The 19,957-nt window shown below is 44.1% G+C and carries 16 protein-coding genes and 1 pseudogene; 7 read left to right on the forward strand and 10 right to left on the reverse strand.

Annotated features, from left to right (window positions below; translation table 11 throughout):
* The first annotated feature begins 144 nt into the window (after nucleotides 1–144).
* Nucleotides 145–1,113 carry a glucokinase gene (glk, locus tag XPG1_RS13970; protein ID WP_045959589.1) on the forward strand — a complete coding sequence of 323 codons (969 nt, stop codon included), beginning with the start codon at nucleotides 145–147 and terminating at the stop codon, nucleotides 1,111–1,113.
* Between the two features lie 145 nt (nucleotides 1,114–1,258).
* Here the strand turns inward: glk and XPG1_RS13975 are convergent, their stop codons facing one another.
* The 3 genes and pseudogenes from XPG1_RS13975 to XPG1_RS13980 all read right to left on the reverse strand — a co-directional run bounded on the left by XPG1_RS13975 (nucleotide 1,259) and on the right by XPG1_RS13980 (nucleotide 4,035).
* Nucleotides 1,259–2,893, reverse strand: coding sequence for a cyclic peptide export ABC transporter (locus XPG1_RS13975; RefSeq protein ID WP_045959590.1), 1,635 nt, complete (start codon nucleotides 2,891–2,893; stop codon nucleotides 1,259–1,261).
* 264 nt (nucleotides 2,894–3,157) lie between these two features.
* Nucleotides 3,158–3,265 (reverse strand): annotated as a pseudogene (locus XPG1_RS19330) (IS1 family transposase); the annotation flags it as partial.
* Nucleotides 3,266–3,513: 248 nt separating this feature from the next.
* Entirely contained in the window at nucleotides 3,514–4,035 is a 522-nt protein-coding gene (locus XPG1_RS13980; protein WP_045959591.1) for a single-stranded DNA-binding protein, read from the reverse strand.
* A gap of 267 nt (nucleotides 4,036–4,302) precedes the next feature.
* Here XPG1_RS13980 and uvrA point away from each other — a divergent pair, with 267 nt between their 5' ends.
* The 3 genes from uvrA to XPG1_RS13995 all read left to right on the forward strand — a co-directional run bounded on the left by uvrA (nucleotide 4,303) and on the right by XPG1_RS13995 (nucleotide 8,132).
* Nucleotides 4,303–7,158: an excinuclease ABC subunit UvrA gene (gene uvrA / locus XPG1_RS13985; RefSeq protein WP_045959592.1), complete on the forward strand. Its 2,856-nt coding sequence runs from the start codon at nucleotides 4,303–4,305 to the stop codon at nucleotides 7,156–7,158.
* Between the two features lie 236 nt (nucleotides 7,159–7,394).
* The gene (locus XPG1_RS18720; RefSeq protein ID WP_173425877.1) at nucleotides 7,395–7,553 is read left to right on the forward strand and encodes a DUF5993 family protein; all 159 of its coding nucleotides are present in this window, start codon (nucleotides 7,395–7,397) and stop codon (nucleotides 7,551–7,553) included.
* A gap of 12 nt (nucleotides 7,554–7,565) precedes the next feature.
* Nucleotides 7,566–8,132 carry a disulfide bond formation protein B gene (locus XPG1_RS13995; RefSeq protein ID WP_045959593.1) on the forward strand — a complete coding sequence of 189 codons (567 nt, stop codon included), beginning with the start codon at nucleotides 7,566–7,568 and terminating at the stop codon, nucleotides 8,130–8,132.
* Between the two features lie 211 nt (nucleotides 8,133–8,343).
* Here the strand turns inward: XPG1_RS13995 and XPG1_RS14000 are convergent, their stop codons facing one another.
* The 3 genes from XPG1_RS14000 to dnaB form a co-directional block, all read right to left on the reverse strand.
* Nucleotides 8,344–9,540 carry an amino acid aminotransferase gene (locus tag XPG1_RS14000; protein WP_045959594.1) on the reverse strand — a complete coding sequence of 399 codons (1,197 nt, stop codon included), beginning with the start codon at nucleotides 9,538–9,540 and terminating at the stop codon, nucleotides 8,344–8,346.
* A 60-nt stretch (nucleotides 9,541–9,600) separates the two neighbouring features.
* Nucleotides 9,601–10,680: an alanine racemase gene (alr, locus tag XPG1_RS14005; RefSeq protein ID WP_045959595.1), complete on the reverse strand. Its 1,080-nt coding sequence runs from the start codon at nucleotides 10,678–10,680 to the stop codon at nucleotides 9,601–9,603.
* Nucleotides 10,681–10,784: 104 nt separating this feature from the next.
* The gene (gene dnaB / locus XPG1_RS14010; RefSeq protein WP_045960784.1) at nucleotides 10,785–12,194 is read right to left on the reverse strand and encodes a replicative DNA helicase; all 1,410 of its coding nucleotides are present in this window, start codon (nucleotides 12,192–12,194) and stop codon (nucleotides 10,785–10,787) included.
* Nucleotides 12,195–12,374: 180 nt separating this feature from the next.
* On the opposite strand from dnaB, the gene XPG1_RS14015 reads away from it, so the two are divergent.
* Nucleotides 12,375–13,358: a quinone oxidoreductase gene (locus XPG1_RS14015; RefSeq protein ID WP_045959596.1), complete on the forward strand. Its 984-nt coding sequence runs from the start codon at nucleotides 12,375–12,377 to the stop codon at nucleotides 13,356–13,358.
* Between the two features lie 111 nt (nucleotides 13,359–13,469).
* Here the strand turns inward: XPG1_RS14015 and XPG1_RS14020 are convergent, their stop codons facing one another.
* Nucleotides 13,470–14,237, reverse strand: coding sequence for an aminoglycoside nucleotidyltransferase ANT9 (locus XPG1_RS14020; protein WP_045959597.1), 768 nt, complete (start codon nucleotides 14,235–14,237; stop codon nucleotides 13,470–13,472).
* 58 nt (nucleotides 14,238–14,295) lie between these two features.
* Nucleotides 14,296–15,324, reverse strand: a complete 1,029-nt coding sequence (gene dusA / locus XPG1_RS14025; RefSeq protein WP_084717322.1) for a tRNA dihydrouridine(20/20a) synthase DusA — start codon at nucleotides 15,322–15,324, stop codon at nucleotides 14,296–14,298.
* Nucleotides 15,325–15,534: 210 nt separating this feature from the next.
* On the opposite strand from dusA, the gene zur reads away from it, so the two are divergent.
* On the forward strand, nucleotides 15,535–16,047 hold the full coding sequence (gene zur / locus XPG1_RS14030) for a zinc uptake transcriptional repressor Zur (RefSeq protein WP_045959598.1): 513 nt from the start codon (nucleotides 15,535–15,537) through the stop codon (nucleotides 16,045–16,047).
* 140 nt (nucleotides 16,048–16,187) lie between these two features.
* Here the strand turns inward: zur and lexA are convergent, their stop codons facing one another.
* Together lexA and XPG1_RS14040 are read right to left on the reverse strand one after the other, a co-directional pair.
* Nucleotides 16,188–16,805, reverse strand: a complete 618-nt coding sequence (gene lexA, locus XPG1_RS14035; RefSeq protein ID WP_045959599.1) for a transcriptional repressor LexA — start codon at nucleotides 16,803–16,805, stop codon at nucleotides 16,188–16,190.
* 119 nt (nucleotides 16,806–16,924) lie between these two features.
* Nucleotides 16,925–17,296 carry a diacylglycerol kinase gene (locus XPG1_RS14040; protein WP_045959600.1) on the reverse strand — a complete coding sequence of 124 codons (372 nt, stop codon included), beginning with the start codon at nucleotides 17,294–17,296 and terminating at the stop codon, nucleotides 16,925–16,927.
* A 138-nt stretch (nucleotides 17,297–17,434) separates the two neighbouring features.
* Between XPG1_RS14040 and plsB the strand changes: the two genes are divergently transcribed.
* Nucleotides 17,435–19,912 (forward strand): glycerol-3-phosphate 1-O-acyltransferase PlsB, encoded by a 2,478-nt coding sequence (plsB, locus tag XPG1_RS14045; RefSeq protein ID WP_045959601.1) that lies wholly within the window; start codon nucleotides 17,435–17,437, stop codon nucleotides 19,910–19,912.
* Nucleotides 19,913–19,957 lie beyond the last annotated feature (45 nt).

Below are 19,957 nucleotides of genomic sequence, written 5' to 3' on the forward strand. Positions count from 1 at the left end.
CAGTGAATCGGGGATAAGGATCAAGCGATAATCGCCAATTTTATGCGGCCTTTGTGTTTGACCTTGTGTAAAATCCCCTCAGTTCGACATCTGACTGGTTCATTAGGATATTGACCCTTTCTGTAAGATTTTAGGAGATAAATCATGACAACTTATGCCCTGGTAGGCGATATCGGTGGTACAAATGCACGGCTGGCATTATGTGATATAGATACTGGACAACTGAGCGCAGTTGAATTTTACCCCTGCGCACATTATGCATCACTTGAAATTGTTATCCGCCAATATCTGCAACAGCAAGACTGTGACGTCAATGATGGCTGTATTGCCATTGCCTGTCCGGTGACCGATGACATTATCCGTATGACCAACCACAGTTGGTGTTTTTCTGTTAACCAGATGAAAACATCTCTTGGCTGGGAACGTTTTGAAGTGATTAACGATTTTACCGCCGTTTCCCTTGCTATTCCGGTTTTGCAGACAAATGATGTGATTCAGATTGGAGGAAAACAACCTCAAGCTAAGCGCCCTATCGCCGTTTATGGTGCAGGTACGGGGTTGGGAGTTGCCCATCTCATTCATACGGGAAATCAATGGATAAGCCTACCCGGTGAAGGGGGTCATGTCGATTTTGCGCCAGACAGTGAGGAAGAAGATCATCTGTTAAACGTTCTACGGAAAGAATATGGACATGTCTCCGCCGAACGCGTTCTTTCCGGGCCAGGATTAGTGAACATCTATCGTTCTCTCCAGAAGCTGAATAATCAGTCTGTCGAAGATCTGACCCCTAGCGATATTTCTGATCGCGCATTGAATGGCAATTGCCCTATCTGCAAACAAGCATTGGAACTCTTCTGTCGCGCATTAGGTCGTTTTGGCGGAAACTTAGCGCTGAATATCAGTGCCTTTGGGGGCGTTTATATTGCGGGTGGGATTGTTCCCCGTTTCCTTGAATTCTTCCAGACATCAGGATTCCGGCAGGGATTTGAAAACAAAGGCCGATTTACCCATTATTTACGGGATATTCCGGTGTACCTGATTACCCATGATAAACCCGGGTTATTAGGCGCGGGTTCTTATATTCGTCAATTATTAGGCAAGGAAATTGGGTAAATAACCTCAATATATTTGCATGACAAAGGTATGGGAATTTTCATTCCCACCTTTTTAAGTTAATTTCTGTTAAAAAACATTAAGTTTGCCGGGTTTTAAATTTAAGCTAAAATTATCTAAATATTTAGTTTATGACACGATAAAGCTAAGTGTTAGCTGGCTCAATTATCCCCTTAATATTACCATCTTCCAACTTAATTACACGATCAGCAATATGGAAATAAGATTCATCATGGCTAATAACAATGACCGTTTTGCCTCGAGATTTTAGTTCAGGCAAAAGCTCAGTATAAAATAATTTTTTAAACACAGGATCTTGATCCGCAGCCCATTCATCAAATAAATATACTGGCCGATCTTCTAAGTAAGCGGAAATTAAAGCTAACCTTTTTCTTTGTCCTGTTGAAAGTTCAATCGTGGAGAATTTACCATCAACAATTTTGACTTTATGACTCATATTTAATGCTTCAACGTAATAAGTTGCTTTCTCTGTAACATTTGTGTTTGTATCTAATAATTGATCAAATAAATAATAGTTGGAAAAAATTGCAGAAAAATACTGACGATAGTGTTCATTGTTAGACTCATTCATCTTCACACCATTGAGAAAGATAGAACCAGACTCTTGCTCAAATAAACCAACTAGTAGCATAGCAAGAGTAGTTTTACCACAACCATTACCACCAACAATAAATACAATATCTCCTTGATATATTTTTAGGTTCAAAGGGCCAAGTATGAACTGATGTTCTTCTTTATCTTTAGTGTAGTGATGTGTAATCTCTTTTAGCTCAAGCACCAAAGGTTTTTCACTTAAGAATGGGTTGGTTGTATTAATCTCAAGCTGTTTGTATTGTAATTCATTCAACTGGCTATCAAGTTGATTCATTTTATTCAATGAAATTTCCGCTTCTCTGATTTCTGGAATTGCCCCGATAACTTCGCTGATTGGGCCTGTCAAGAATAAAACGATCAGTGCTACTACCACTAAGTTAGCTGGTTCTTGAGGAAGCCAAATAGGGACAACAAACACAATGATACCAATAATTATATAGAAAGCCACGGAGCTTGCATTTAATACCCATGCATAGCTATTAGTGGCTTTAATACAAATATCTTTGAACTTTCTAGCGTCTGGAGATATCACTTTATCGATGAAAATATTTCCTTTTTGTTTATTCAATTTCAGTTCCTTACTTCCGTCTATTAAGCTCTGGAAATTGAAGTATAATTTATCTATTTGATCCCGCAATTCGTTCATTAGGCGTATAGGCCGTTTTTCTAGAATATAGAAAATATACATAGTAAATAAAGAAAGAATAGTCAGAATGATAAATAGTTGCCAAGAAATAAAAGCCAGGTAACCCAAACAAGCGATAATCAACGTGATATTTCCAAATGCTGTCGGTGCTAACATAAAAGATTGTACAAAGACATCTACATCTTTAGTTAAAACCGCCAATAATCCATGCCTCCCTAATTTATTAATTTTTTTGAATGGAGCTTGTAATATTTTAATACTTAAACTTAAACGCAATGAATAAATTGCTGATTGAGTTAAATGTGATAATGTAATTTGCGATAAGGTTTTGCTGAAAAAAAATATAATACACGCACTAAAAAAATCCCAGATGAGAGATCTAAAACTAACTATTTCTGTAATCCCTTTACTAATCACACTGATAACATAAGCACCAGAAAAACCACTCATTAGAGCACTTATTGTCGATAATAAAAATAAAACCCAAGATTGGCGATACAGATACATTACCAAAGTCATATAAAAACCATTAAATAAAATTGTAGTTAATACAGACTATATACTTATTGAGCAATTTACAATACTTGCCTCTTATTGTGACTCAAAAAATGTAACACAGTATCTAATTGAACAACAGATTAATATTTTCGACTTAATAACATTTAGTCAGAAATTGTTTAATAGTGAAAATATATAATAATTCTTTCTTAGATATCTGAAAAACCATCGAAGCTATATTTACAAATGATGACTTCTTTTCCATAAGGCTAAGAATCACACTTTTCATGATTGTAGTGGATCGAAACGTTTTTCAGATTTAGAGTCACCTATCGTTTTTCGGTTCAGCTTTTTGATTCGTGTACGATGAGTTAAATGAGTTCTCTCTTTTCGTCATATCACAACAACTAACTATCTAATACATGCCCCTCTTAAGCGTAAGACATCTAAAAAAATCAATAACTTCTTGAGATATTCCGGGATATCTCCATTCAACCCAATTGCGCACCAGCCTCCTTAATTTTGGATAATTTTCGCTCCTCATCACGTGATAGAGTAGAGTGGTACGAAATAGATAATGAAAAGCCCCGAATTAACGGGGCTTACAAACTTAAAATTTACAAAAGTCTCTATGGTATTTTTTAAAACGGAATATCATCATCAAAATCCATTGGTGGCTCATTGCTCTGTGGCGCCGGAGATTGTGCCGGACGAGATGAGGCCATACCGCCACCACTGAATTGTTGAGATGCCTGTGGCTGCTGTGGTTGTCCCCAACTACCTTGTGCTGGTGTATCCTGTGCTGCGCCACCACGGCTGCCCAACATCTGCATTGTGCCACCGATAGGGTTGACCACAACTTCGGTGGTATAGCGGTCTTGACCGTTCTGATCCTGCCATTTGCGAGTCTGCAAAGCGCCTTCAATATAAACCTGAGAGCCTTTTTTCAGATATTCACCGGCAATTTCTGCCAGTTTGCCAAACATCACTACGCGATGCCACTCGGTTTTTTCTCTCATCTCACCGGTTTGTTTATCGCGCCAGCTCTCAGACGTTGCCAGAGTAATATTGGCAACTGCACCGCCATTCGGCATATAGCGAACTTCCGGGTCCTGCCCCAAATTACCCACTAAAATAACTTTATTTACGCCTCTGCTGGCCATTGGGAATACTCCTGATGAAATGAATTTTGCTAAAAATGAACTTCTCTGATTATAAGCAAAGTAGTTTACCATGCGAGGACTAAGTTTAAACATAAGCTCATTATATTATACTTTGCGAAGCGCATCGTACTCTGTGTTGCAATGGATACAGTATGATTCTCCGTTAAGCACTGTATATCTACTCAGCCATATTTGTGCAATAATAACGCGTTTTTGAGTTTTGCACTATTAATAAAGTCTTGCATTATCAATAACCTGGGAAGTGATATGGATAACATCGAAGTTCGGGGCGCCCGCACCCATAATCTTAAGAATATCAATTTAGTTATTCCCCGTGACAAACTGATAGTTATTACTGGGCTATCGGGTTCAGGTAAGTCCTCTCTGGCTTTCGATACCCTGTATGCAGAAGGCCAACGTCGTTATGTTGAATCTCTCTCTGCCTATGCCCGCCAATTTTTGTCACTGATGGAAAAACCGGATGTCGATCATATTGAGGGATTATCCCCCGCAATTTCCATTGAGCAAAAGTCCACTTCCCATAACCCGCGCTCTACAGTTGGAACAATCACTGAAATTCACGATTATCTCCGTCTGCTCTTTGCGCGCATAGGTGAACCCCGTTGTCCCGATCACGATATTACGTTGGCGGCACAAACGATCAGCCAGATGGTGGATAATATTTTGGCTCTGCCAGAAGGACAACGACTGATGTTATTGGCTCCAGTCGTTAAAGGACGCAAGGGAGAGCACACCAAGCTACTGGATACGCTCTCTGCACAGGGTTATATTCGCGCTCGTATTGATGGTGAAGTGTGTGATCTTTCCGATCCACCAACACTCGAATTACAGAAAAAACACACTATTGAGGTCGTCGTCGACCGTTTCAAAGTACGAGCAGACCTCGCTCAGCGATTAGCGGAATCATTCGAAACTGCGCTGACACTTTCCGGTGGTACGGCTGTCATTGCCAATATGGATGATGATCAGGCCGAAGAATTGGTTTTCTCTGCCAATTTTGCCTGTTCAATATGTGGCTATAGTATGAGCGAACTGGAACCTCGCCTGTTCTCTTTCAACAATCCTGCGGGAGCCTGCCCAACCTGTGACGGTTTAGGTGTTCAGCAATTTTTTGATCCTGAACGTGTGGTGCAAAATGACTCTATTTCCCTGGCCGGCGGCGCTATTCGAGGTTGGGATCGCCGTAATTTTTATTACTTCCAGATGCTACGATCACTGGCTGAACACTACAAATTCGATATTGAAGCGCCGTTTAATCAATTAAGCCCGGCGCTTCGAAAAGTCGTTTTATACGGTTCAGATAAAGAGTCTATCGAATTCAAATACACCAATGATCGTGGTGATGTCACTGTTCGTCGCCATCCGTTCGAAGGCGTTTTGCATAATATGGAACGCCGCTATAAAGAGACAGAATCCATCGCAGTACGGGAAGAACTGGCAAAATATATCAGCAATCGCGCTTGTGTTTCTTGTGAGGGTACGCGATTGCGTAAAGAAGCACGTTATGTCTTTATCGAAAATACCACGTTACCGCAAATTTCGGATTTCAGCATCGGCCATGCGATGGCGTTTTTCCAAAATATCAAACTCAGTGGACAACGTGCCAAAATTGCTGAAAAAGTTCTGAAAGAGATCCGTGATCGCCTGAAATTCTTGGTTAATGTCGGATTGAATTATTTGACGCTTTCCCGTTCGGCTGACACCCTCTCAGGCGGAGAAGCTCAGCGTATCCGCCTGGCAAGCCAAATTGGAGCGGGTCTTGTCGGTGTGATGTATGTGCTGGATGAGCCTTCTATTGGTCTGCATCAACGAGATAATGAACGTTTACTGGAAACATTGCTTCACCTGCGCAATTTGGGTAATACCGTTATCGTTGTCGAACATGATGAAGATGCTATTCGCGCGGCTGACCATATTATTGATATCGGGCCAGGCGCGGGGGTACACGGTGGCGAAATTGTTGCCGAGGGCACAATCGCCGATATCATGGCAAGCACCAAATCCCTGACAGGAAAATACCTGAGTGGCCAACGTAAAATTGCCATTCCAGAACAGCGTGTACCAGCCAATCCAGATAAGATGCTGAAATTGATTGGCGCAAAAGGCAACAATCTGAAAAAGGTAACATTAACACTGCCTGTTGGCCTATTTACTTGTATCACCGGTGTTTCTGGCTCCGGTAAGTCGACGCTGATCAATGATACGTTATTCCCTATCGCGCAGCGCCAGTTAAACGGAGCAACCAATATTGATCCTGCACCTTATATTGACATCCAGGGTCTTGAACATTTCGACAAAGTGATCGATATCGACCAGAGTCCGATTGGCAGAACGCCTCGTTCCAATCCTGCCACTTATACTGGTGTGTTCACGCCGGTGAGGGAATTATTCTCTGGTGTTCCTGAATCCCGCACCCGTGGCTACACTCCGGGGCGTTTTAGTTTCAACGTTAAAGGTGGGCGCTGCGAAGCCTGTCAGGGCGATGGGGTCATTAAAGTTGAGATGCACTTCTTGCCTGATGTTTATGTACCTTGCGATCAATGCTGCGGTAAGCGTTACAATCGCGAAACGCTGGAAATCAAATATAAAGGCAAAAATATTCATGAAGTGCTGGATATGACCATCGAAGAGGCGCGTGAGTTTTTCGATGCAGTTCCTGCCCTTGCCCGTAAATTACAAACTTTAATCGATGTTGGCCTCTCTTATATTCGTCTGGGTCAATCCGCTACAACACTTTCAGGCGGGGAAGCACAACGGGTAAAACTGGCGCGGGAATTGTCCAAACGAGGTACAGGCCAGACATTGTATATCCTTGATGAGCCAACAACTGGCCTGCATTTTGCGGATATTCAACAATTACTTTCTGTTCTACATCAACTACGGGATCAAGGAAATACCATTGTCGTTATCGAGCATAATCTGGATGTCATCAAAACGGCTGACTGGATTGTTGACCTCGGTCCCGAAGGTGGCAGCGGCGGCGGTGAAATACTGGTATCAGGGACGCCAGAAGCAATCGCTATGTGCGAACAATCTCACACTGCTCGTTTTTTGAAGCCAATATTGAGAAAGGTTAATTCAATTATCCCGCCGCTAAATTAGCTACCCTGCTCCCCACTTGGTGGGGAGTTTTTTCGTCATTTCATCACACATTGTTAACTAAATTTTCCTTTATACACGGAGGAAGAAAGTCTTTTTTCACTATTATTTCGAATAAATCCCCCCTCCTTAAATCAGTATTTTGTATTGTTGTTCTAATATTACTTATAGTCACATTGCTGACATATTCATTCCATCGTGTTATTACATATGCTTTAAATTTTTAATGGAGATTAAACATGTATATGTTTTTACCGTTCTTGGTTGCGCTGGTTACCATCGTTACTGTCATTACTAACAAGAAAAAGCTGACGTATACGCTTTGGTTTACTTTATTCATCATTACGGTGTTTTGGTTTAAATATCATGCAACTGATGCATTGAATTTGTCTTTCTAATCGGAGGCCGTTATGAATAATACAATGTCAGCACCGCGTAATATTAGCCTCGCAATGACCTTGAATATCCTTGGCTTGTTCGGTATTAGTGTAATTTTGATCGTCGCGTTTTATTATCAATTAGCGCGTTTTGAACTTCCCTGCCCATTATGTTTATTACAGCGCGCAGGCATTATCATGATTGGTTTTGGTTTTTTGTTTAATATTTATTTCGGTATAAAAAACGCCCACTACAGCCTCTCACTGCTCGGCTGTATTGTGACTGGTTTCATTGCTATGCGTCAGGTTTCTCTCCATATCCTGCCGGGAGATATGGGGTATGGTTCCACGTTCTTCGGACTGCATTTTTATACCTGGGCTGCTATTTTGTCTATTCTGACCATCATTGCTATTGCCGCTATTATGCCTCTAAAAGCAGGAAATATTGATTCAGAAAAATACACGCCTCCCACATTCGGCAAAATAGCGATGGGGTTATTTGCATTTTTAATTGCAGCTAATCTGATTTCTACCATATTGGAATGTGGCAGTGGACAGTGTGATGATAATCCAACGTTTTATCAGTTACTGAAGAAATAATCTTTTCCAAACTAACATCATTATTAAAGTAGAAAGCTCTGAATTTATGTAGCCTTCTACTTTTTTCACTGTTTTTTCAATCTGACGCTTCGCGGAAAACCCACCCAAAATACATCCTGAGCTTAGCGCTTCAGCATCGCCGCATCAATGAGATAACAAATTTCATGTCATCAAACAACACTGCAACTTGAAACGCTATCAGTAATATACATTACCGACTCACTGCGGCAAATGCTTCAACAATACGTTGTACATTATGATGATTCACGCCTGCCATACAAACTCGGCCTGAACCGACCAGATAAACGCCGAATTCCTTACGCAATCTCTCGACCTGTTCCGGGCTGAACCCGGTATAACTGAACATACCACGCTGTTTCAGTAAATGGTCAAAGTTTTTCTCCGGCAAGGCATCTTTTAATGCGTTTACTAATACAGTTCGCATTTCCAGAATACGCAAACGCATCCGTTCCACTTCTTCTAGCCATTGATTTTTTAATTCAGCATTACCCAATACTCTGGCAACAACCTGCGCCCCAAAATTTGGCGGGCTGGAGTAAATACGACGGATACCGGCTTTCAATTGTCCTAAGACATTTTCAGCCGCGTTTGTATCGTCACAAATCACGGATAACCCACCCACACGCTCACCGTACAGTGAGAAAATTTTCGAAAATGAGTTACTCACCAGACAAGGTAACCCTGCATCTGCCATTGCACGGATCGCATACGCATCTTCTTCCATACCATCGGCAAATCCCTGATAAGCGATATCCAGGAAAGGGATCAATTCGCGTTCTTTGGCAACCTGAACCACTAAATCCCATTGGTTATTGGTCAGATCAGAGCCTGTAGGATTATGGCAACAAGGATGCATCAAAATAATGCTTTTACCAGGCAATTGCTTGAATGTTGCCAGCATTTCGTCGAATCTCACCCCTTTATTTTTATCATCAAAATAAGGGTAATAGTTCACTTTGACGCCAGCGCCAGCAAAAATAGCAGCATGATTTTCCCAGGTTGGATCGCTGCACCAGACTTCAGAACCAGGGAAATAACGGTGTAAGAAATCAGCACCCACTTTTAATGCGCCCGAACCGCCCAATGTTTGAACAGTTGCGATGCGACGCAAGCTTAACAATGGATGATCTTGACCAAATAGCAATTCCTGAATTGCCACTCGATAAGCAAGCAAGCCTTCCATCGGAAGATAAAGGGAAGCAGACTGCGGCAAAGTGCGCATCTGTTCTTCAGCAGCAGCGACAGCTTTCAATTGTGGCGTTATACCCTGCTCATCGTAATACAGCCCGATGCTCAGATTAATTTTTTCTGCACGAGGATCATTTTTGAATGTTTCCATCAATGACAAGATAGGATCACCCGCATACGCATCAATATTCTGGAACACTACGTTACACTCCTTGCTCCGAGTTGATAAAAGATGCAATCAACAATATAGCTTATCGGTTTATTCGTCTAGATATTCCATGACGACGCGTGAAGTCAGCTTTGTCATTAACTCGTAGGCGCTAATGCCTGAATGTTTGGCAATTCTTTCCACTGGTAGAACATTTCCCCAAAGGATAATTTCATCCCCAACTTTATCCTGACATGCAGGCCCCAGATCCACAGTGATCATGTCCATGGACACGCGACCAACCAGCGGTACTTCCCGGCCATTAATAAATACCGGTGTGCCAGCAGGTGCACTGCGGGGATAACCGTCACCATACCCCATTGCCACAACGCCAAGGCAGGTATCACGTTCACTACGCCACGTACCACCGTATCCTACTGATTCCCCCGCTTTATGTTTACGTACTGCGATTAAGCTAGATTTTAGTGTCATCGCAGGGAGTAAATTAAAATCGGCCGCCGTTTTGTCCGCTGTTGGTGAAGCGCCATACACCATAATGCCGGGACGAACCCAGTCCAAATGTGCCTGTGGCCACAATAAAATCCCCCCCGATGCAGCAATAGATTTTTCGCCGGATTTATCCGCAACAAATGCCAAAAAGCAATCAATTTGTTGTTGGGTTATTGCCACGGCAGGCTCGTCTGCATGGCTAAAATGACTCATGATATTAACCGGTTGTTCAATGTTACGGCAGCGGCTCAGGCGTTGATAAAACGCTTCTGCTTCATCAATCCTCACCCCCAGACGATGCATACCGGTATCAAGCTTCATCCAGACTTTCACCGGATGGGGTAAATCCGCCTGTTCTAATGCCTCAAGCTGTTCAATACTATGCACCACGGTTTCAATATGGTTGGCGACTAAAACCGGTAAAACAGTAGCTTCAAAAAAGCCCTCTAGTAGCAAGATGGGTTTGACTACGCCTCCACTGCGTAAGGCAAGGGCTTCCCCGATGCGAGCGACACCAAAACAGTCTGCCTCTTCCAGCGTGGCAGCCGTTTCTAATAAACCATGTCCATAGGCGTTTGCTTTCACAACGGCAATCAGTTTACTGCCAGGCGCTTGTACCCTGACTTGTTGCAAATTGTGTCGCAGAGCGCGGCGGTCGATAACAGCAGTTGCCGCTTTCATTTCATCCCCTTTTTTTATGATTTTCCGGTCAGGTTTGATCAATAACAGCCTATCTTCACTGTTGATAATTTAGTCAGTTAAACAAGGACGATAGGCTCTCAGATTTATTCGTCACTGTAACTTGGCCCGGCATAATTATCGAAGCGTGACCATTGACCATTAAACGTCAACCGGACTGCCCCGATAGGGCCATTACGCTGTTTACCAATGATGATTTCTGCCACGCCTTTCAGTTCACTGTTATCGTGATAAACTTCATCCCGGTAGATAAACATAATCAAATCAGCATCCTGCTCGATAGAGCCTGATTCACGTAAGTCGGAGTTAACCGGACGTTTATCGGCGCGTTGTTCCAGGCTACGGTTAAGCTGAGAGAGTGCGACAACCGGTACTTGAAGCTCTTTCGCCAGCGCTTTCAATGAACGGGATATTTCCGCGATTTCCAGCGTTCGGTTGTCAGATAAAGAAGGAACCCGCATCAATTGCAGGTAGTCGATCATAATCATGCTCAGCCCACCATGTTCGCGGAAAATTCGCCGCGCACGGGAACGCACTTCCGTTGGTGTCAAACCGGATGAGTCATCAATATACATGTTGCGTTTTTCCAGCAAGATCCCCATCGTGCTGGAAATTCGCGCCCAGTCCTCATCATCAAGCTGACCAGTTCGAATACGTGTTTGATCTACACGGGATAAGGATGCCAGCATACGCATCATGATCTGACTGCCTGGCATCTCTAAGCTGAAAATCAGAACAGGTTTATCCTGCATCATAGCGGCGTTTTCACACAGGTTCATCGCAAAGGTTGTTTTCCCCATTGAAGGACGCGCCGCCACGATAATTAAATCTGACTTCTGCAATCCTGCGGTTTTTTTGTCCAGATCCTGATAGCCGGTAGAAACCCCTGTCACGCCATCATGTGGGCGCTGATAAAGCTGCTCGATTCGTGCAACGGTTTCTTCCAGGATCTGTTCAATCCCTCTCGGCCCCTCGTCTTTATTGGCCCGGTTTTCTGCGATCTGGAATACGCGTGATTCTGCCAAATCCAGGAGCTCTTCACTGGTTCGGCCTTGTGGATCATAACCCGCATCTGCAATTTCATTGGCTACCGCAATCATGTCGCGTACGACCGCCCGCTCGCGGACAATATCCGCATAGGCATTGATATTCGCAGCACTTGGGGTATTTTTTGATAATTCGGCAAGATAGGCGAACCCACCGACATTATCGAGCTCACCATTTTGTTCAAGAGATTCCGATAATGTGATCAGGTCAATGGGTTTGCTCCTTTCGAGCAAACGCTGCATTTCAGTGAAAATACGTCTGTGTGGTCGGCTAAAAAAATCATTGCTGCTAACCCGCTCGGATACATTATCCCAACGTTCATTATCCAGCATCAAACCGCCTAACACGGATTGCTCTGCTTCCAAAGAGTGTGGTGGAAGTTTCAGCCCTTCCACTTGGCGATCTTTTGGTTCAGCCATACTGTTGTTAGTTGGTTTTTTCCCAGCCATGTACCACATCAATCCACTAAACAAAAAACGAAATAGCGTATCAGTATACGCCATGAAAACAGCCTTGAGTAATTATATATAGTCTGTAATGATTTCCGATAAATTCACACAGGTTGCATCCATTTCATTGCAAACGTGCGAAGCTGTTCCCAATATTTCCACTATAACGAGCGAGTGACCATGGCAAAACATATTGAATTTTCCGCCACTGGCGGCCCAGAAGTACTCCGATATTGTGAATTTATACCTGCTGATCCGGCACCTGATGAAGTCCAAGTCGAACATAAAGCCATTGGGGTTAATTACATTGATACCTATTTTCGCAGTGGATTATATCCGTTAACTGATTTGCCATCCGGCCTGGGAACAGAGGCTGCCGGCATTGTCACCAAAGTAGGTGCCAATGTGACATCCGTTAACATCGGTGATCGCGTTGCTTATGCCCAATCGACAATCGGTGCTTACAGTGAAGTGCATAATGTTCAGGCGAATAAGATCGTTCTTCTGCCCGATGCCATTTCATTTGAACAAGCAGCCGCTTCCTTGCTGAAAGGTTTAACCGTTTACTATTTATTTTTTCTGACGCATAAGGTGCAAAAAGACGACGTTTTCTTATTCCACGCCGCAGCCGGAGGGGTTGGACTGATTGCTTGCCAGTGGGCGAAGGCATTGGGAGCAAAATTGATTGGTACTGTCGGCTCTGATGAGAAAGCCGCACTTGCCCACGCTGCGGGCGCGTGGCAAACCATTAATTATAATCGCGAAAATATTGTAGAACGTGTTCTGGATATCACTGGCGGGGAAAAAGTCGGGGTTGTTTATGATTCTGTAGGCAAAGCGACATGGTTGGATTCATTGGATTGCCTGAAGCGCCACGGACTGATGGTCAGTTTTGGCAACGCATCCGGGCCAGTGACCGGGGTCGATTTAGGGATCCTCAATCAAAAAGGCTCCCTGTTTGTTACCCGCCCCGCAATTAATGGGTATATCACCACTCACGAGGAATTGAACGAAGCCAGCAAAGCGTTATTTGACGTCATTGCAGCGGGAAAAATCAACGTTGATGTGCCAGAAAGCCAGAAATTTCCGCTGAATGAAGCAATGGCAGCACATCAAGCATTGGAGAGCCGCATGACTCACGGCTCCAGTTTATTGATCCCATAATGGCAAGCACTGTTCCTGATTAACGGAATATGTCACTCGGTGCGGGCATGAAAGAGCCCCGCGCCTTATGCTTGTCCAGACCTGTCTGTCCGGCCATGTAGGTGGGGAGCATTATAGATTCGTTAGCACACAATCGTGCAATGCATTTACCGTGAGCTGAAGTTCTTGCTGGCGATTTTGCCAATCTTCTTCACACCCGCTCAAATAGCTCTCCCGCACATCGATCAAAACAATAGCCTGTACGACTGGAAGGCGGGCTGCAGCCCAGCCGGCAGCGACATCCTTAGCGACAAACTCTCCGGTAACAACGGTTCGCCACATACGTGCCAGCGTTAGCAGAACATTGCGCTCATCTCCCTGTAGCGTTTCAAGTAAAACCGGCAGAACCTCTTTAATCGCCCGGCGAATGTCTGATCTTGGAATAACGGGTATAAGACGACTTGCATCCGGACCGAGCAGAGGTATTGCTTCCTGTCGTGATTGAGCCAACACCAAAGTAAGTTCTGGATCACAAACAGGTTTGGGCGTTTTCCCTTCTTCATATTCGTCACGCAGCCACTCGCCATAAATGAATTCGCTCCGGGCAGGATAAGGTGATGCAATAAGATCGGTGCGCAAGAAAACAATCACTTCAACAGGGCGGCGTCCATCAGGATCAGCGGGATAGCGACCCGATATCATCATTAAATCGGCAGCAAGACTTTCCCGAATCTCAGATGTTATTGGCTGGTCAATAACCACGAGCAAATCTACATCGCTACGGGGACGAAGGCCACCAACCACGGCCGAACCATGCAGGTAGACTGCTACCAGCGATTCCACTAATCGCTTCTGGACTATCAACAATACCTCAGCTGCCTCGGATGGAATTAGCAACATCGTCAACCCTATTTTCCGAATACGCCAAAAGACTTGATTAACAAAACACCTGAGCGGATTACATCCGCTCTTTCACCATTTCCAGGGCTTTCTCGACAACCATAATATCAGCGCCTGGTTTATGGGCGTTCTCACTTAAATGACGACGCCATTGACGTGCCCCCGGTATTCCCTGAAAGACTCCTAAAATATGGCGAGTAATATGGCCCAAATAAGTGCCTTGAGATAATTCCTGTTCGATATAAGGATAGAGGGACTTAACCGCGTCAACAGTATTGGTCACAGGAACGGTGTGATCAAAAAGCTCACGATCCACATGCGCTAGAATAGAGGGATTTTGGTAAGCTTCTCGCCCAATCATCACACCATCGATGTGTTGTAAATGTTGTTTCGCTTCTTCCAGCGATTTAATACCACCGTTAATAGAAAGGGTGAGTTGCGGAAAATCTTTTTTCAATTGATAAACCCGCGGGTAATCCAAAGGGGGAATTTCACGGTTTTCTTTTGGGCTTAAACCCGACAGCCACGCTTTGCGTGCATGGATAATAAAATTATCGCAATCGCTGTTTTTCACGACGGTATCAATGAAATCACACAAAAACGCGTAACTATCCTGTTCATCAATGCCAATCCGGGTTTTCACCGTGACAGGAATATCCACCACGTCCTGCATTGCTTTAACACAGTCGGCTACCAGTGTGGCTTCGCCCATCAGACAGGCGCCAAAGCGACCATTCTGCACCCGATCAGAAGGGCAACCGACATTCAAATTGATTTCATCGTAATCCCGCGTCTGTGCCATTCTGGCACATTGCGCCAATGCCTGAGGATCACTTCCCCCTAATTGCAATGCCACTGGATGCTCTTGCTCGTTATACGCCAGATAATCCCCTTTACCATGAATAATCGCCCCCGTTGTGACCATTTCCGTGTAAAGAAGCGCTTCCTTGCTTAATAAGCGATGGAAGTAACGGCAATGACGGTCAGTCCAGTCCAGCATCGGCGCAACAGAAAAGCGGGAGGGTTTGAATGTATGGGTTTTCCCGTTGATTTCAAAGGGAGTTTTAACTTCTTTATGTTCTTGCATTTCAAGATATTTCAAATGTTTTTAAATTAACCACACCCTTTCAGCACTTCTGGAGAGCCGTGGGTATAAAATGTGGTCTACTATAGCATAGAAAAATGTCCCCAATACCCAACCAAACACGGCAGTATATTGTTTGCTCTCCCACCTCTCTCCTCCCCGAAAACATGATAATATTAAAGCTGTTAGCGTCATGTCAGTGTGAGAGATGTAATGAAAACGATCAATCCAAAAAAGTTACTGGCTCAGGCTGAAACAATCTGCCTGTCAAGAGGGGTACGTTTAACACCTCAACGCCTTGAAATACTTCGCTTAATGACAGAGCAGCCTGGGGCAATAAGTGCTTATGACTTGCTGGATCTGTTACGTGAAGTAGAGCCACAGGCTAAACCCCCTACCGTTTATCGTGGATTAGAGTTTTTGCTGGAACAAGGTTTTATCCACAAAATAGAATCCACAAACAGTTATGTGCTTTGCCATCATTTTGAAGAACCCTGCCACACTTCGGCCATGTTTATCTGTGAAGTGTGTCGTTCAGTGACCGAAAAAGAGGCAAAAGACATTGAATCGGCTATCCAGCAGTTAGCTCAAGGGACAGGGTTTCATTTGCGAAATAGTGTGATAGAAGTCCATGGTATATGTTCTTCCTGTGATGAGATTGAATCTTGCACGGCGCACGATACATGTCAGCACAATCATTCGGTTGAAGAGAAGAAAAAGAAATAAAAAATGCTTGAGGCCGGGTGAAATAATCAGGCGGTCATAGCAATGAGCACCTATTTTTAAGTCCCGCTAAACCCACGTTTAACGGGTACTGGCAAAGATGACCGCCCCAAAATGGCAAAATACAGTATCCGATTTTACAGTCAGAACCAATCCCCGTTACGAATAATGCCTACTGCCAACCCTTCAATAGTGAAACTCTGTTCGCTCAAGTCCACAACAATTGGTTGAAATTCCTGATTCTCAGCAATCAATTCAATTTTGTTTCCTGTTTGCTTAAAGCGTTTTACTGTGACTTCATCTTCAATGCGCGCCACGATAATTTGTCCATTATGCACATCCTGTGTTTTATGCACGGCCAGTAAATCGCCATCCATAATACCAACGTCTTTCATAGACATTCCGCTTACACGCAGCAGAAAATCAGCGCTCGGTTTGAAGAGTTCAGGATCAACCTTATAGTGACTTTCGATATGTTCCTGCGCCAGCAATGGTTCCCCGGCAGCAACACGACCTATCAGCGGTAACCTCGCCCCTGCATCTTCTTCTTCGAGAAGCAAACGGATACCTCTGGATGCCCCAGAGATAATCTCTATCACCCCTTTACGCGCAAGTGCTTTTAAATGCTCTTCTGCTGCGTTAGGTGAACGAAAACCAAGACGTGCTGCAATTTCAGCGCGTGTTGGTGGCATACCCGTTTGCGAAATATGGTCACGCACCAAGTTATAAACTTGCTGCTGCCTGGCAGTTAATGCTTTCATTTCGCCCCCTGTTTGTTTATACAGCCAAACTGTGAGTATATACAGGTAAATTCAAATTGGGAACCGTCAGCATGTAAAAGCAACTAATTAACCTGTTTTGATGAAAAAAACAGACCACTTCAGCACAAAAAATGTGACCAAAAGATCATTCCCCAAGTAAACAGCGCTAAAAATATGGTGAGCAAGACAGCCGCTGATCCCATATCTTTCGCCCGACCTGATAATTCATGATATTCACTGCCGATACGATCCACCACCGCTTCTATCGCACTGTTGAGGATTTCAACAATGACCACCAGCACAACAGAACCAATAAGAAGGAGTCGCTCAAGTAAGCCAAAATCTAAAGAGAATGTAATGATGATTGCAAGCAGGGCAACGATCGTTTCCTGCCGAAATGCAGCTTCATTTTTCCATGCCGCCTTGATTCCTTTTGCTGAATATTCAATTGCTTTAATGATGCGGATAAAACCTGTTGATTGATTGGCCATAAAAAATCATCTTCAGTGAGTTTAATAATTGTCTGGTTAGATAACTTTTAGCCTTTATTATTGTCTTATTTCCACAGATCTCAAAATCTGTTTCTGGTATCCTTGCGACGCATTGCTAACAAGAGGCTTAAAGCAGTTATGTCAGGTTGGCGTAAAATATATTATAACTTATTGAATTTGCCACTAAAATTTTTAGTAAAAAGTAAACTTATCCCTACGGATCCCATTGCGGAGCTGCGTCTTGATACGACCCGCCCTATTTTATATGTGCTGCCGTACCATTCAAAAACAGACTTATTGACCCTGCGTCAACAATGTCTGGCGCAAGATCTGCCGGATCCGTTAGATCCTTTGGAAATTGGCGATACACAACTTCCAAGCTGTGTCTTTATCGATAACGGCCCACGAGTGTTCCGTTGTTATGCGCCAAAGCATGAGTCAGTGAAAATTTTTCACGCCTATCTGGATTTACATCGTAATAATCCTGATTTAAATATCCAGATGGTGCCGGTTTCCGTCATGTTTGGTCGTTCTCCCGGACGCGAGGGACAAGAAGGCAATACCGCTCCGCAACTCCGTTTGCTCAATGGCGTACAGAAGTTTTTTGCAATCCTGTGGCTTGGACGAGATAGTTTTGTGCGATTCTCCACCCCTGTATCTTTACGCCGGATGGCTGATGAGCATGGGACGGATAATATTATCGCCAATAAACTTGCCCGTGTTGCACGAATACACTACTCCCGCCAGCGTCTTGCGGCGGTTGGCCCACGTTTGCCTGCCAGACAAGATCTGTTCAACAAGCTACTGACTTCAAAGGCGATAGAAAAAGCCATTGCTGATGAAGCGCGCAGCAAAAAAATCACGCCCGAAAAGGCAAAACAACATGCCATCAATATGCTGGAAGAGATTGCTGCGGACTTCTCCTATGAAACCGTACGTTTGACCGACCGGGTTTTAAGTTGGACATGGAACCGTTTGTATCAGGGCATTCATGTTCATAACGCTGAACGGGTTCGTCAATTAGCACAAGATGGCCATGAACTGGTTTACGTCCCCTGCCACCGCAGCCATATGGACTACCTTTTGCTCTCTTATGTGCTTTATCACCAGGGGCTGGTTCCACCGCATATTGCGGCGGGCATTAACCTGAATTTCTGGCCCGCAGGCCCGATATTCCGTCGTCTCGGTGCGTTCTTTATCCGCCGAACATTTAAAGGCAGTAAACTTTATTCGACAATCTTCCGTGAATATCTTGGTGAGTTGTTTACCCGTGGTTATTCGGTTGAATATTTTGTCGAAGGGGGACGTTCTCGTACTGGTCGCCTGCTTGATCCCAAAACGGGCACTCTCTCCATGACATTACAGGCGATGCTGCGGGGAGAATCACGGCCAATCACCATCGTGCCGATCTATATCGGTTATGAGCATGTGATGGAAGTGGCAACATATGCCAAAGAACTGCGTGGTGCAACCAAAGAAAAAGAAGGGTTTTTCCAGATGGTTCGTGGGCTGCGCAAATTACGTAATCTGGGGCAGGGTTACGTGAATTTTGGTGAGCCGATCCCGTTGGTACAGTATCTGAACCAGAATGTGCCGGAGTGGCGTGACGCTATTGACCCAATCGACCCCCAACGTCCAACTTGGCTGGCGCCAACGGTCAGTAAGCTGGCTGGCAATATTATGGTCAACATCAATAATGCGGCTGCAGCCAATGCGATCAATTTATGCACCACAGCCTTGTTATCATCACGTCAGCGAGCACTGACTCGTGAACAGCTTATTGAGCAGTTAGATTGTTATCTGCAATTACTGCGTCATGTGCCTTACACACACGATATCACTGTGCCGAATAAAAGCGCGGAAGAATTGTTAGATTCTGCTTTGTTGATGAATAAGTTTGAAGTCGAAAAAGACAGTCTGGGGGATATTATTATCCTGCCACGCGAAAGCGCGGTATTGATGACTTATTATCGCAACAATATCCAACACTTACTGATCCTGCCATCCTTAATTACCAGTATTGTTATGCATCACCGCCGCATTAGCCGCAGTGAATTACTCAGACAGGTCGCACTGATTTATCCGCTGATCAAGCAAGAGCTTTTCATGCGTTACAATCAAGAAATGCTCCCCGGTGTCGTCAATACTCTGGTTGATGAACTGGCACGCCAATGCCTTATCTGTCACAAAGAGCAAGAAATGCTGGTGCTGAATCCGGCACGTATTCGTCCACTGCAATTACTGGCGGCAGGTATCAGAGAAACGCTGCAACGTTATGCCATTACGCTTTCTTTGTTGAATGCCACCCCTGAAATTAGCCGTGGTGTACTGGAAAAAGAGAGCCGAATGCTGGCACAACGTCTGTCTGTCCTGCATGGTATCAATGCCCCGGAATTTTTTGACAAGGCAGTCTTTGCCTGTTCGGTTAATACGTTACGCGAAGAAGGTTACATTCAAGACAGCGGTGACATGATCACTACCAGTGCTCAGGAGCTTTATCATGTATTAAGCGAGCTGATGTCACCTGAGATTCGTCTGACGATTGAAAGTGTCAGTATGCCAGCAGAACAAAATGAACCTGTACAGGTCACACAAGATCAGCAATCACACTATTAAGCTGATCATGGCAGGCACTGATCATCGAAAACAAAACATTAACGG

Origin of the sequence: Xenorhabdus poinarii G6, assembly GCF_000968175.1 — a bacterium.
Lineage (GTDB): Bacteria > Pseudomonadota > Gammaproteobacteria > Enterobacterales > Enterobacteriaceae > Xenorhabdus > Xenorhabdus poinarii.